Here is a 14,100-nt window from a genome sequence, read left to right on the forward strand (position 1 = left end):
GTTCTCCCGATGGCTCAAGCCGCTTCCGACGCGGAGGCGGCGGTGATGACCGCCTCCGTCGTGAGGGCGCTTCCAGTCAGTTCGCTGACGATTTTGCCGCGCGAGAAGACCAGCGCGCGGTGGCATATATGGGCGATTTCCTCGAAATCGGTCGAGACGACGACAACCGCGAGACCCGCCTCGAGCGCCTGGGTGATCAGACGGTAGATCTCGGCACGCGCGCCGATGTCGACGCCGGCGGTCGGATCTTCCGCGACCAGCAGCTTGCGGCCGGTCGCCAGCCAGCGACCGACGACCACCTTCTGCTGGTTGCCGCCCGACAGGGCCTCGACCGGCAGATCCGGATCGTTCGGCCGCAGGCCGACGGTGTGGCCGATCGCATGGGCAAGGTCGGCTTCGCCGCGCGGCGACAGGAAGGACAAAAGCCCGCGGCCGACGGCGCCTGGATTGAGATAGGTATTTTCCCGGATGGAAAGCGACAGAGCAACGGATTCTTCCGTCCGGTCACGGGCAATCAAACCGATCCCCGACGCCATGGCCCGTCGCGGGCTCGAAAGATCCGGGGCCTCGTCATGCAGCAGAACCGTGCCGTTGAAGGGCTCGCAACCGAACAGCGCCCGGCCGATCCGTTCCTGGCCGGCGCCACGCAATCCGGCCAGGCCGAGCAGCTCACCTTCGCGGATATCGAAGGATATCGGGCTCGTGCCGGCACAGATGAGGTCACGAACCTTGACGATCGCCTTGCCGGGCGTAATCGCGGCCTTGGAAAAGAGACTATCGCCGCTGCGACCGATGATCATCGTCACCAGCTCGTCGGGCGCCGTTTCGCTGACCGGCTTCTGTCCGACCATGCATCCGTCACGCAGAACGGCGACCCGATCGGCAATACGGAAAATCTCGTCGAGCCTGTGGGAGACATAGATCATGCCGACGCCGCGATCCTTTAGAGGACGGATCGCATTGAACAGCCGGTCGACTTCATCGGCGGGCAGGCTCGCCGTCGGCTCGTCGAGCACCAGAACGTCAGCTTCGACGGCAAGTGCGCGAGCGATGGCGACAAGCGATTTTTCGGTGCGCGACAACGTCGAGACCCGCGTGGTGGGGTCAAAATCGCAGCCAACCAGTTTCAGGGCTTCCTTGGCGCGCGCTTGCGTCCTGTTCCAATCGATCAGGCCGCGGCGCATCGAGAAGCCCTGCGACAGGCCCATATTCTCGCCGACCGTCATCCACTCGATCAAACCGAGATCCTGGTGGATGAAGGCAACCGGCTGCCGCTCGTTCGGCTTCGGGGGGCGATGGTGGTAGCTCTCGCCGCGGAAAAGGATGTCGCCGCTATCTGGCTTGTAGATGCCGGCGAGCGTCTTGATGAGCGTCGATTTGCCGGCGCCGTTTTCTCCGAGCAGCGCGAGAATTTCTCCCTCGCGCAAATCGATCGAGACATCACGCAGCGCTTGCGTGCCGCCGAAGCTCTTGGTGATCGATTGGAACTCCAGCAGTCTCCTGGCTTCCACTGTGGCTCCTCCCAAAGCTGCGGTTGTCATTGGCTGTATGTTATCGATAACATTTGCTGATGGTCAAGCAGAAAGATGACAATCTCGAATTTCGAATAAAGATTGGCGTCAGCCGGGCTGAAGCCCGTCGAGAAGGCGCATCATTTCGGCGGAGTCCTTCGGCCCGAGCCCGGCGGCGCAGAGCAGTCGGTGGATTTCGACTACCGCGCCGGTCATCGGCAAGGGCGTCTTTGTCTTCAGCGCAAAGGCCTGCAGCGAATCCAGGTCCTTCAGCATGTTGTCGATCCTGCCGGTCGGTGAGAAATCCCGGGCGGCGAATTTTGCCATGAATTCCTGCATGATCCGATTGTCCGCCCGACCGCCGGCAAGAGCTGCCGGGATGGCTGAGGGATCGACGCCGCCGGCTTCGGCAAGCTTGACGGCTTCAGCGACGGCCTGAAACAGCACGGCGCAAAACAGCTGGTTGATCAGCTTCGTGGTCTGCCCGGCGCCGGATCCGCCCATCAGCGTGTAATTGGCGGCAAGATGCCGCATCACCACGCGCGCCCGTTCGAAATCCTCAGGGCTGCCGCCGGCCATGATCGTCAGGCGCCCGCTCAGCGCACCGGGCACGCCGCCGGAAAGCGGGCAATCCACCCATGCCATGCCCGTTTCCCGGCGCAGTCGCATCGCCATGTCCGCGGTCTCGGCGGGATCGATGGAGGACATGTCGATCAGCAGCTTGTCGGCGCTCGCCGCCGCTGCAACGCCCTTCTCGCCGAAGACGACGGCACGCACGATGTTCGCATGATTGAGGCTGAGCACGCAGAATTCCGACGCCGCGACCGCATCTTGCACGGAACTCGCCGCGTGGGCGCCCTTGGCTGCTAATGCCGCAACTTTTTCGGCATCCAGGTCAAAGACCGATACTTTGTGGCCGGTTTCGATCAGTCGGCTGACGATCGCCGTTCCCATGATGCCCGCGCCGATGACGGCGACATCTGCTCTATAGTCACACTGCATGAAACCCTCCCTTGACAGCCACGCCGCTCAGCCCTTTGCAAGCCAGCGCCACAATATCGTCCAACACATTATCGATCGGCACCGTCACCACGTGAGGTTCACCGGCCGGCGGCTCCAGCGCCTGCAGTTGGCTGTCAAGCAAGGACGCCGGCATGAAATGACCCTTGCGGGCCTGCATCCGCGACAGCAATAGATCGCGAGACCCTTCCAGGAAAACGAAGGCCAGACGCCCGCTTGCCGCCTGCCGCAGCCTGTCCCGATAGGCTTTCTTCAGCGCCGAACACGAGATCACCAATCCCTGCGACGCGCCTTGCGCAGTGGTTATTTCCTCACCAATCCGGTCGAGCCAGGGCAGCCGGTCGGCGTCGGTGAGCGGGGTGCCCTCAGCCATTTTCGCGACATTTCCGACGGGGTGGAGTTGATCGCCCTCGACAAATCGCATGCCGTATTCAGCGGCGATGCGCTCTCCAACCGAGGATTTGCCGCAGCCGCTTACGCCCATGACAACGACGGCAAGAGGCGGTGCCTTTCTTTCGAAGTCCATTGTCTCGTCTCTGTCAGAGGCAGGTCGTGATGCCGCCGTCGACATAAAGCGTGTGGCCGTTGATGAAGGACGAACCGCCGCCCGACAGGAAAACGGCAGCGCCGACCAGTTCCTCGACATTGCCCCACCGTCCGGCCGGCGTCCGCTTCTCGAGCCAAGACGAGAATTCGGGGTTGTCGACGAGCGCCTGGTTGAGCGGCGTCTTGAAATAACCTGGCGCAATCGCGTTGATCTGCAGGCCGTACTTGGCCCAGTCGGCGCACATGCCGCGCGTCAGATTGCGCACCGCGCCCTTGGTTGCCGTATAAGGAGCAATGCCGGGGCGGGCGAGTTCGCTTTGAACCGAGGCGATGTTGATAATCTTGCCCTTGCCGCGGGCGATCATGGCTTTGGCGGCTGCCTGGCCGACGTAAAACACGCTCGAAATATTGGTGGTCAACAGCAGTTCCCATTTGTCCGCCGGAAAATCTTCCAGCGGGCTTCGAAACTGCATGCCGGCATTGTTGATCAGGATGTCGAGCGACCCGATATCGGCTTCGACCGCGTCAATGCCCTGTTTGGCCGCATCCTTGCTGGTCACGTCGAAGATCGCCGCATGGGCAGACAGGCCCTGAGCCTTGAGGCTCTCGACTGCGCGCTTGACGCTTTCGGGCGTGCGGCCGTTGATGATGACCTCGGCGCCGTGTTGGGCCAGGCCTTCCGCCAGGGCATAGCCGATCCCCTGGCTCGAGCCGGTGATCAGGGCAAGCCGTCCGGTCAGATCAAACAGGTTCTTCATGCAAATAACTCCTCCAGTGTCGCTGCGAATGACCGCTTATACCGCCACTCGCGGTGAAACTCACTTGACATCCCGCCTTCGAATTATATGTTATCGATAACATAATCAACTGTCAAAATGCCGGATGGAGACGGAATGCCTGAGGTAGAAATCTTGATGACCGGAGCCTATCCGGAGTGGGACATGGTGGATCTGGAGGCGAAGTATCGCGTCCATCGCCTGTGGGAAGCGGCAGACCGGCAAGAACTGATCGTAAGGGTCGGCAGGGATATTCGCGCGATCGCGACGCGTGGTGAACTCGGCGCCTCCGCCGAGCTGATGAAGCAACTGCCGAAGCTGGAGATCGTCTCCTGTTACGGCGTCGGCACCGACGCGATCGACCTGTCCTTTTCCCGCGCCAATGGCATTCGCGTGACCAATACCCCCGATGTGCTCACCGAAGATGTCGCCGACATCGCCATCGGGCTGCTGCTTGCCACGGCGAGACAGGTTCCGCAGGCCGACGTTTTCGTCCGCTCCGGCCAATGGGGCAGTGTCGCCATGCCGCTGGTGACGCGCGTCTCCGGCAAGAAGGTCGGGATCATCGGCATGGGCCGGATCGGCCAGGCAATCGCCAGAAGGGCTGCCGGTTTCGGCTGCGACATCGCCTATTTCACTCGCCACGAGCACACGGATGTCGCCTATGCCTACCAGCCGGACCTGGTGGCGCTTGCCGATTGGGCCGATTTTCTGATCGTCATCGTTCCGGGAGGGGAGGCGACTGTGAAGATCATCGACGCCGATGTGCTTAAAGCCCTCGGCCCCAACGGCATTTTGATCAATGTTTCGCGCGGGACGACCGTCGACGAAGAGGCGCTGATCGCCGCACTGCAAGACCGTAGCATTCAGGCTGCAGGCCTCGATGTCTTCCTGAACGAACCCAAGATCGATGCGCGTTTCCTGACGCTCAAAAACGTTGTGTTGCAGCCCCATCATGGCTCCGGTACCGTCGAGACACGCAAGGCAATGGGCCAACTGGTCAGAGACAATCTCGCTGCGCATTTTGCCGGTCGCCCGCTTCCAACTCCCGTCGTGTAAGGATTTCGATATGAAGGCCATCGTCATTCATGCCGCCAAGGATCTGAGGATCGAAGAGCGAGAGCCGGAGGTTGTAGGCGCGGGGCAGGTTGAGATTGCCATCGAAGCCGGCGGCATCTGCGGTTCCGACCTGCACTATTACAATCACGGCGGCTTCGGCACCGTTCGTCTGCGCGAACCGATGATTCTCGGCCATGAGATTGCCGGGACGGTCAAGGCACTGGGCGCCGGCGTTGCCGATCTTGCCATGGGAGACCGTGTTGCGGTTTCCCCAAGCCGGCCGTGCAATCATTGCCAATATTGCCTGAAGGGACAGCAGAACCACTGCCTCAACATGCGGTTTTATGGCAGCGCCATGCCGATGCCGCATATTCAGGGCGGTTTTCGCCAGCGGCTGGTGGCGGAGCGCTGGCAATGCCACAAGGTCACTGAGGGCATTTCCATTCATGAGGCCGCCTTCGCAGAACCCTTTGCTGTAACTTTACATGCGGCAAACCGCGCCGGATCGCTGCTGGGCAAACGGGTGCTCGTCACCGGCTGCGGCCCGATCGGGATGTTGGCAATCATTGCGGCGCGCGTTCTCGGCGCCCGCGAAATCGTCGCGACTGACGTGACGGATAGCGTTCTGGCCATCGCCCGCACCAGCGGCGCGGATCGAACGATCAATGTTGCCACCCATGCTTCCGACCTTGCGGCCTACAGTGCCGAAAAGGGATACTTCGATGTGATGTTCGAGGCGTCAGGTAATGAGCGAGCCGTGCGCGCCGGCCTGGAAACGCTGAAGCCTCGCGCCGTTCTGGTGCAACTGGGCCTTGGCGGTGATGTCTCCATCCCACAGAACATGATCGTTGCCAAAGAAATCGAGATGCGCGGGACGTTCCGTTTTCACGAGGAATTCGCGCTCGCCGTCGAGCTGATTAACGCGCGCCGCGTCGATCTGAAACCGTTGCTGACGGGCGTTTTTGCCATCGATGAGGCCGTTGCCGCCTTTGAGCTGGCAGGTGACCGCAGCAAATCGATGAAAGTGCAGATCGCCTTCTGATATCGGCATCCGACTATTGGGCGGCGCTGCGGCCCGTGCTTTCGCGCAGGACGACCCTATAGCCGGTCAATATGATCTCGTCGCCGGTCGCCTCGCCGCTGCCCTGCAGCGCGTCCAGCAGGCGGGCGGCGGCCTGGCGGCCGATGCCGTAACAGTCGACATTGATGGTCGTGATGCTGGGATGACAGATCGACGAAATCTCGTAGTCGCCGAAACCGGCGATGGCGATATCACCCGGCACTTTCATTCCCCTGCGCTTGCATTCCATGATCGCACCGAAAGCGGAAAGGTCGGAGACGCAGAGAACGACTTCCGTGTCCGGCCAGCGCTCCAAGAGGCTGACGATCGCCTGGCCGCCCTGTTCCATGGTGATCGGCGGTACGCCGAAGGAAATCATCCGCCCCGGTCCCAGGCCGAGTTCTTCGACAGCCTTCTGGAAACCGCTTCGCCGCTGACTGCCGCGCGTATCGCGTGCCGTCGTTCCGCCGATATAGCCAAACTTCCGGTATCCCTGGCCGGCGAGCGCCCGCACCAGAAGGGCCATCGCCTCGCTGTTGGAAAAGCCGACGACATGATTGATCGGGTCTTCTGGAAGCTCCCAGGTCTCGACAACAGGAATGCCGGCTTTTGCAAGCATCCGCCGGGCGCGCGCCGTGTGCGAACCACCGGTCAGGATAATGCCCTCAGGACGACGGCGCAGCATCGCCTCGATCAGCTCTTCTTCTTTCTCCGCCGCGTAGTCGGTATAGCCGAGAAGAAGCTGAAGGCCGGTATTCTCCAGCGCATCGGTGATGCCGCGCGCGGTGTCGGAAAAATTCGAATTGTTGATGGAGGGCACCAGCGCGGCGATGAAGCCGCTGCGCCTTGACGAAAGACTGCCGGCCGACAGGTCGAGCACGTAGCCGAGCGCGTCGACAGCTTCCATGATGCGCTTTCGCGTCTCCTCGGAAACGCTTGCATCCTGGCGGAAGGCCCGCGAAACGGTCATGGCGGATACGCCGACATATTTGGCAACCTCCGCCATCGTCAGCTTTTGAGCGTCTCCCGGCTTCAGACGCTTGTCTTTCGGCTCATCCTCGTTTTTCACTGGTCTCCGCTTTCAAACACGCTTCCTGCGCTCGACAATCCAGACACGATAAAGTTATCGCTATCATCGCACAATCGATATTTTCACAAGAATGCGCCACTTCCTCCGGCAAAAACCTGCGTTTCTGGTGCAATGCACAGGAACGACGTCAGGTCGGATGGCTGTACGAAGCCTACAAAACACGACATTATGATATCGATAACACTCAAGAGTAACGGAGGAACAGATGTTCGGGGAAATTGACGGTACAGGTTTTGAGGTTCTCGACCCGCGCTTTGAAAGCTGCTTCGTCGGTCACGCACGTGTCGAACGGCTTTGGACCGGCGGCCGCTGGCTGGAGGGGCCAGCCTGGTTTGCCGCCGGGCGTTATCTGGTTTTCTCGGACATCCCCAATAACCGAATGATGCGCTACGACCATACCAGCGGCCATACGTCGGTCTTCCGCGCCCCCAGCGACAATTCGAACGGCAATACCGTCGACACTCAGGGCCGGCTCATCACCTGCGAGCATCTGACGCGTCGCGTCACGCGAACCGACTTCAACGGCCAGATCAGCATTCTGGCCGACCGAATTGCCGGCAACCGGCTCAACTCTCCAAACGACGTCACCGTCAAATCCGATGGAACTATCTGGTTCACCGACCCGAGCTACGGCATCCTTCACGACTATGAAGGCGACTACGGCGAAGAGGAAATCGGCGGATGCCACGTCTACCGGCATGACCCGGCAACGGGCACGACAGACCAGATGACGTCCGATTTCGTCAAGCCGAACGGGCTGGCTTTTTCCCCCGACGAAAAGCTGCTCTATGTCGCCGACACCGGAGGTACGCATCTATCAGGCGGTCCGCGCCATATACGAAAGCTTGCTGTATCCGACGATGGAAAGCTGACCGATCTCGGTATTTTCGCCGAATGCACCTCGGGCTTTTTCGACGGTTTTCGTGTCGACCGGAAGGGAAGGATCTGGACGAGCGCCGGCGACGGTGTGCACGCTTACGATCCGGATGGCACGCTGATCGGCAAAATCCATATTCCCGAGATCGTCTCCAATGTCGCCTTCGGCGGCGAGAAATTGAATCGCCTGTTCATCACGGCAACAACGTCCCTTTATGCTGTCTACCTTACGGCCAATGGATCAAGACCCGGCTAAACACCAAGCAGGAGAGGCCGCCTTTCCGGGCGGCCTCTCCTTTGCGCTTCTCCACTTATCGTTGGCTGAGGCCATCCGCCAGCCGGACCAGCCCGAGGAAATCCGATCGATAGCCGAACGGATCCGTGCCCCGCGACGCCGCCGCGAGATCGACAATCGCCTGATAGGAATAGGCATCGAGGGCGGCGCTGCGGCTCAGTTTCTGGCCGAAGGCGGCGACGGCCACCGAGAAACGGACATCCTGAGGCGCGGCGTCGACAGTGGCGACCACGTTGCCGTTGTCGACAGGTGTGGTGATGAGGGCGCTCTTATCCTCGCCCGGCCGCTTGTAGCGCATCTTGACGAAGGCAAGCTCGCCGCCATGAGCGCTATCGGAGGCCTGTGCCGGCGCCTTGTCGGCTGCGCCATAACGCAGGTCGTCATTCATGACCGCAGGGCTTCCTTTGGGGGTAATCTCGTAGATCGCCGTGACGCTGTGGCCGGAGCCGATATCGCCGGCATCGACACGGTCATTGTTGAAATCCTCGCGGTTGAGGGCGCGTGTCTCGTAGCCGATCAGCCGGTATTCGGCGATCCGTTCCGGATTGAACTCGACCTGGAACTTGACGTCCTTGGCGATCGGAAACAGCGTCGACCCGGCCTCTTCAACGAGCGTCTTCTGCGCCTCCGCCAAGGTGTCGATATAGGCGGCGCTGCCATTGCCGTTCTGCGCCAGCGTCTGCATCAGCGAGTCGTTGAGATTGCCGCGTCCGAAGCCAAGAACAGTGAGGAAGATGCCGTCCTTGCGCCTCTCTTCGATGATGCGCTTCAAATCCTCGTCGCTTGATGGGCCGACATTGAAGTCGCCGTCCGTCGCCAGCATCACCCGATTGACGCCGTCCTTGACGAATGCCTGTTTGGCAAGGTCGTAAGCTGCCTCGATGCCCTCGGCGCCGCCGGTCGAACCTCCAGCTTCCAGCCTGTCGATTGCCGACAGGATCTTTGACTTCTCCATCACGCGCGTCGGCTGAAGCACGGTCCCGGCATTGCCGGCATAGGTGACGATCGAGACTGTATCGTCAGCCTTCAGCCGGTTGACCAGAAGGCGGAAGGCGCTTTTCAGCAGCGGCAGCTTATCCGGCTCGTCCATCGAGCCCGAGACGTCGATCAGGAAGACCAGATTGGCGTGCGGCGCAGTCGCCGGCGCGATGTCATAGCCCTTGATCGCCACATGCATCAATTCCGTGTCGTGGTTCCACGGCGTCGGCATCACCGTCACAGTCGCCTTGAAGGGCTGCTCGGCCTTATCGGGACCCGGCCAGTCATAGGGGAAATAATTGATCATCTCCTCGACGCGGACCGATTGCGGATCGGGCATCGCCCCGCCCGTTAACGACCGGCGGACGAAGGAATAGGATGCGCTGTCGACATCGGCTGAGAAAGTCGAGACCGGATCGGTCGCGACACTCTTGATCGGATTAGCCGCGGCATTGGCAAAGCGCTCGTGGCTGGGATCGAGCTGAAGCTGGACACGTCCGTCCGCCGGCGGAGCAGGGGAAGGGGCGACAGCAGCCATCGGTTCGGCTGGCTGCTGTTGGGGGGCGATGCCGGGTGCAATGGAGCGTTTGGCTTCGCCGAGCGTTGTGGCGGAACCCTCCGACTTATTCAGAAGAGTCGACATTTCATCGGCATCGAACTCAGAGGTCTGCGGCGCCTTGGCTTTCGCGGCAGCTTGCTGCTCCTTGTCCTGCAACGCTTCGGCGTTGCCGGCCGCTGACGATCGAGCCAGTTTGTTCTCTTCGGCCGCTGCCTCGGGAAGTTGAGGCGCAGCCGCAACTGGGTCTGCCGGCTTGCCTGCCGGTTCGGCCGGTTTCGACGTCCCATTCTGCGAAAGATTGCCGGCGATCTCAGTCTGGTCGATGATCGGCAATCCGTTTCGGGTCAGCTCGACTACGAGATAACCGGCGGCGGGAATGACAAGCAGCGTCGCAAGCGCTGAACCGGCAAGGAATTTCTTGTTCATGGCTGGGCTCCATATCCAGTTGATGACGGAGCTTTGACGCCAGCCTCTCGCATTTCCTTGGGCTGCCGCCACATTATTTTCTGCGCCGTCGAAGGCCTGCATCGCCGCGGCAAGGGCGCGTACGCGCGCCTCCGGATCGGCTGCCGGCGGGGTGAGGCGGGAGAGCTTTTCAAGTTCCTTGTCCACGGTCATACCTCTTCCTTGCCGAGCATGGCCTTCAACCTTTTGCGCGCCTCATGCACCTGCCAGGACACGGTCGTTTCCGAACAGCCCATGATATCGGCGGCAGCGGAATGGCTAAGGCCTTCGCCATAGACGAGCAGCACGGCGTCGCATTGCCTTTCCGGCAAGGCGCGCACGGCTGCCCATAATTCACTCGATAACTCGTCGTCGTTTGCGGCCGGCGCATCCTGCCGCGGTTCGGCGGCGAATGCGCGAAATGTCTGCTCTTCTCGCGCAAGCTTCCGTCTATGGTCGCGGGCCGCGTTGAGCGTCAGCGTATAGAGCCATGTCCTGAAGCGGCTGGCGCCACGAAAGCCGCGAATGGCTGCGCCGAGTTTGACGCAAACCTCCTGGGCAATATCGTCCGCGTCGGTGGAACTGCCCGACCACCGCCATGCCGCCGCATGGACGAAATCATAGTGGCGCGAAACCAGTTGCCCGAAGGCCTCCCGGTCGCCGCCCTGTGCTCGTTCTATGAGCTCCGCATCCAATGCGCACCTACCCCCAAGCTATCCAGCAAGATGCTATTTCGGAATTGAGACGTTTCTCCGAAGGCTTTCCTTGGGTCGATGACGAAAAAATATCGGATTTTTGAAAAAAAGCCGAAATCTGGAAATGCGGGTTCAAAATAATCGAGTGTCGCGACATTTATGGGTCGCGACCAGACAGATTGCCTCCGTCACCTTGACGCATGATGAGCGCAGAGTCGGCCAGGGACATGGGTCTGCATGTCCCAAATCGAAAGGACCTTCAATGTCCGCTCCATCGCCTGCGCCCACCGAAAAGGGCATCCTGCAGTTTCTTGAGATCTGCGATAGCTTCTATCCCGCGGACGCCGTTGACGCGTCGGCCGAGCAGCAGCGGCATTGGTACGACGCTCTTTGCGCCCGCTTCGACCGACCGTTGCCCCCGGAGATGATCTTTGCGGACGGCATGCTTCAGCGCATACCGATTCGGCGCTACCGCCCACGGAAGATCGTCACGCGGACCATCCTGCTCTATCTGCATGGCGGCGGCTTCGTTGTCGGGTCGCTCGAGAGCCACCATGCCATCTGCGCCGAGATTGCCGATTTTGCCGGCGCGGAACTCGTTTCCGTCGATTACCGGCTGGCCCCGGAATATCGCTGGCCGGCACAGACGGATGACGGCTTTACCGTGTTGAAGCATCTGCTTTCCGCCAACAGCAAGGTCGTGCTGATCGGCGACAGCGCCGGCGGCAATCTTGCGGCGGGCCTTGCATTGCGTGCACGCGACGAGGGCCTGTCCGGCCTCATTGGCCAGGTCCTGATCTACCCCGCGCTCGGCGGGGACCTTACGGCAGGCTCTTACGTCGAGATGGCCGAGGCCCCAGGGCTGACGACGGCGGATGTCGCCTATTATCGCGACATCCTGCAGGCGACGGCAGGCAGTGAGATCGCTGAGCCGCTGCAGGCAGCCTCGCTGGCCGGGCTGCCGCCGGCCTTCATCACGGTCGCGCATTTCGATCCTCTCCGCGACGACGGCCGGCACTATGCCGCCCGGCTTACCGCGGAGGGCGTCGAAGTCTGGTTTCGGGAGGAGCCGCAAATGGTGCATGCTTGGCTGCGCGCCCGCCACATCAGCGATGGCGCACGCGATGGTTTCCATGCCGTCTGCGAGGCCGTCCGGCATTTCGCGGCGCCCTGACGATCACATCAGGTCGCGTCGGATCCGCTTTTCCGCAAAGACCTTTTCGAAGATCTGCACGTCGTCCTCGAAAGCGGTGACGACGGCGCTGATGATCCAATCGGTCGCAGTGCAGGCAATCCGCGCCGTTGAGACTGTGCGGACGAACCAGCCGGGGCGGCGCATGTCGCAGGTCCAGGTCGATGTTCCTGTCATCGACAGCGGATCATCCGGTGAAATCGACCAGACTTCCTCGCGCAATTGCCGGGTTGACAGGCCCGTCTGCGGATGTTCGTGGAGCCCGGTATCCTCGTGGATGCGATAATCCGTCCGGTTGGCAGACAGGTCGCGGACGACCTGCCGTTTCGTCGCAGCCGCCGCATGTTCAATATATTTTGGCAGAGGATCGGGATTGGCCGGTTCCTCGATTTCAATCCTGCGATGGTCGCCGAGCACCGGCAGCCCCAGGCCGAGCGATGCCATATCGATCTCTACCCCTTCATCCTCAGGCGGCGGAAGGATCATCGGCCAATAGGCCGTCGAAAGCGAAAGACGGATGCGATGCCCCTTGCGGAAGCGATAACCGCAGGCGTCGAGCGCGAGCCGGATCGACACTGTCTCGCCTGGAATCAGCGGCTTGGGATCGGCATTGCCGTCACGGTGGGTAAGATTGACAACGCCGAAGGCGACACGCGTTGCCGTGCCATCCGGATGGACGTCGACGAGCCGGGCGCAGAGATTCCCACCCGCCGCGCCGGGACGTAGCGCAAGCGTCAGCACCGGCCGGCCGAGATAGTCGCAATCGCCGGCAAGCGGCATCGTATCGAAAACCAATGAGCCGGCATCGTCCGAGCGCTGATCGATCGCCATTTCGGCATCCGGCTTCAGCGTGAAATATTCACCCGATGCCGTCCCGATGTCGAGCCGAGAGCTCACATAGACGGGATGCTCGGGCGCATGCGGGATCGGCATGCCCTCCGTCAACCTGCCGAATTGCTCGACATAGAAGCATTGCATGTGCGGCGGCGTCCAGACATCCTTGGCGATCCAGAAACCCCGATCACTATCGCGGCGGGGCGCAGGGCGGATGGCATCGAGAATATAGGCGCGGGCCTGCGGCAAGCGGTCGATGCCATTGTCCTCGCCACGCAGCCACTTGTTCCACCAGGCGATCGCTTCGCCATGGAAATCCGTGCGGGGTTTCGGCCAGGCGAAGTGCGGGTATTTATGCACCCAAGGGCCGATCAACGCCTTGGCTTTATCGCCCAAGCCCTCGACCGCCATCAGCGGCGTATTGCGGTAGCCATCCGCCCAGCCGGCGATCACCAGCGTCGGGATCTCGACGCTTGAAAAATCCTCTGCGATCGAGCCGTGACGCCAGAAATCGTCGCGCCGTTGGTGGGCCAGCCACTCCTCCATGAAGAAGGGTTCGCCTGCCAGGCGCTCCAACCACATTTCCTTCCAGCGCTCGCCGACCAGCGCCGGATCGGGCGGGCGCGACTGGTAGCCGAGCATCGTCGCCGCCCAGGAGAGCTGGGCGGAGAGATGGCAGCCGTTCTTGTAGTGGATATCGTCATTGTAGCGGTCGACGGTCGAGGCGAGCGAGATGACGGCTTTCAGCGCCGGCGGGCGCAGAGCTGCGACCTGCAGGCTGTTGAACCCGCCCCAGGAGATGCCCATCATGCCGACCGAGCCGTTCGACCATGGCTGGGCGGCAATCCACGCGATCAGCTCGCAGGCATCGGCGAGCTCACGCTCGGTATATTCGCCATCGATGACGCCATCGGATTCTCCCGATCCCCGGATATCGACGCGCACGCCGGCAATGCCTGCGGCCGCAAACACTGGATAGGTCGACTCGTCCCTGAGGCAGGTTCCATCGCGTTTGCGATAGGGCAGGAATTCGAAGACGGCGGGAACGGGATCCTGCTCCGCGCCGTCGGGCATCCAGATGCGCGCGGCAAGCCGTGTTCCATCCTTCAGCGTGATCCATTCATTTTCGATCGTGGCAAAGCCGCGCGAGCCCATGTTCATTCCT

At 61.5% G+C, this 14,100-nt stretch carries 12 protein-coding genes; 4 read left to right on the forward strand and 8 right to left on the reverse strand.

The window, feature by feature from the left end:
- Positions 1-14 precede the first annotated feature (14 nt).
- From HJB82_RS01045 to HJB82_RS01060, 4 genes are all read right to left on the reverse strand, one after another.
- Positions 15-1,511 carry a sugar ABC transporter ATP-binding protein gene (locus HJB82_RS01045; protein WP_207584990.1) on the reverse strand — a complete coding sequence of 499 codons (1,497 nt, stop codon included), beginning with the start codon at positions 1,509-1,511 and terminating at the stop codon, positions 15-17.
- Positions 1,512-1,619: 108 nt separating this feature from the next.
- Positions 1,620-2,513: an NAD(P)-dependent oxidoreductase gene (locus HJB82_RS01050; RefSeq protein ID WP_207584989.1), complete on the reverse strand. Its 894-nt coding sequence runs from the start codon at positions 2,511-2,513 to the stop codon at positions 1,620-1,622.
- Positions 2,503-3,057 carry a gluconokinase gene (locus HJB82_RS01055; protein ID WP_207584988.1) on the reverse strand — a complete coding sequence of 185 codons (555 nt, stop codon included), beginning with the start codon at positions 3,055-3,057 and terminating at the stop codon, positions 2,503-2,505. The genes HJB82_RS01050 and HJB82_RS01055 overlap by 11 nt, the downstream gene beginning before the upstream one ends.
- A gap of 13 nt (positions 3,058-3,070) precedes the next feature.
- The gene (locus tag HJB82_RS01060; RefSeq protein WP_207584987.1) at positions 3,071-3,835 is read right to left on the reverse strand and encodes an SDR family oxidoreductase; all 765 of its coding nucleotides are present in this window, start codon (positions 3,833-3,835) and stop codon (positions 3,071-3,073) included.
- A 135-nt stretch (positions 3,836-3,970) separates the two neighbouring features.
- Here HJB82_RS01060 and HJB82_RS01065 point away from each other — a divergent pair, with 135 nt between their 5' ends.
- Positions 3,971-4,912 (forward strand): 2-hydroxyacid dehydrogenase, encoded by a 942-nt coding sequence (locus HJB82_RS01065; RefSeq protein WP_221114916.1) that lies wholly within the window; start codon positions 3,971-3,973, stop codon positions 4,910-4,912.
- A 10-nt stretch (positions 4,913-4,922) separates the two neighbouring features.
- Positions 4,923-5,954: an L-idonate 5-dehydrogenase gene (locus tag HJB82_RS01070; RefSeq protein ID WP_221114917.1), complete on the forward strand. Its 1,032-nt coding sequence runs from the start codon at positions 4,923-4,925 to the stop codon at positions 5,952-5,954.
- A gap of 13 nt (positions 5,955-5,967) precedes the next feature.
- Here HJB82_RS01070 and HJB82_RS01075 read toward each other — a convergent pair whose 3' ends face one another.
- Entirely contained in the window at positions 5,968-7,041 is a 1,074-nt protein-coding gene (locus tag HJB82_RS01075; protein ID WP_221114918.1) for a LacI family DNA-binding transcriptional regulator, read from the reverse strand.
- Positions 7,042-7,267: 226 nt separating this feature from the next.
- Between HJB82_RS01075 and HJB82_RS01080 the strand changes: the two genes are divergently transcribed.
- Entirely contained in the window at positions 7,268-8,194 is a 927-nt protein-coding gene (locus HJB82_RS01080) for an SMP-30/gluconolactonase/LRE family protein (protein ID WP_221114919.1), read from the forward strand.
- A gap of 55 nt (positions 8,195-8,249) precedes the next feature.
- Here HJB82_RS01080 and HJB82_RS01085 read toward each other — a convergent pair whose 3' ends face one another.
- Positions 8,250-10,388, reverse strand: a complete 2,139-nt coding sequence (locus tag HJB82_RS01085; RefSeq protein WP_207584982.1) for a VWA domain-containing protein — start codon at positions 10,386-10,388, stop codon at positions 8,250-8,252.
- A complete protein-coding gene (locus HJB82_RS01090) occupies positions 10,385-10,909 on the reverse strand; it encodes an RNA polymerase sigma factor (RefSeq protein ID WP_207584981.1) in 525 nt (174 codons plus the stop codon). Before HJB82_RS01090 ends, HJB82_RS01085 begins: the two co-directional genes overlap by 4 nt.
- Positions 10,910-11,171: 262 nt before the next feature.
- On the opposite strand from HJB82_RS01090, the gene HJB82_RS01095 reads away from it, so the two are divergent.
- The gene (locus HJB82_RS01095) at positions 11,172-12,083 is read left to right on the forward strand and encodes an alpha/beta hydrolase (protein ID WP_221114920.1); all 912 of its coding nucleotides are present in this window, start codon (positions 11,172-11,174) and stop codon (positions 12,081-12,083) included.
- A gap of 3 nt (positions 12,084-12,086) precedes the next feature.
- On the opposite strand, the gene HJB82_RS01100 is transcribed toward HJB82_RS01095, so the two are convergent.
- Positions 12,087-14,090: a CocE/NonD family hydrolase gene (locus HJB82_RS01100; protein ID WP_405049106.1), complete on the reverse strand. Its 2,004-nt coding sequence runs from the start codon at positions 14,088-14,090 to the stop codon at positions 12,087-12,089.
- Between the last annotated feature and the right edge of the window lie 10 nt (positions 14,091-14,100).

Source organism: Rhizobium sp. NZLR10 (assembly GCF_019685125.1).
In the GTDB taxonomy this organism is placed as follows: Bacteria; Pseudomonadota; Alphaproteobacteria; order Rhizobiales; family Rhizobiaceae; genus Rhizobium.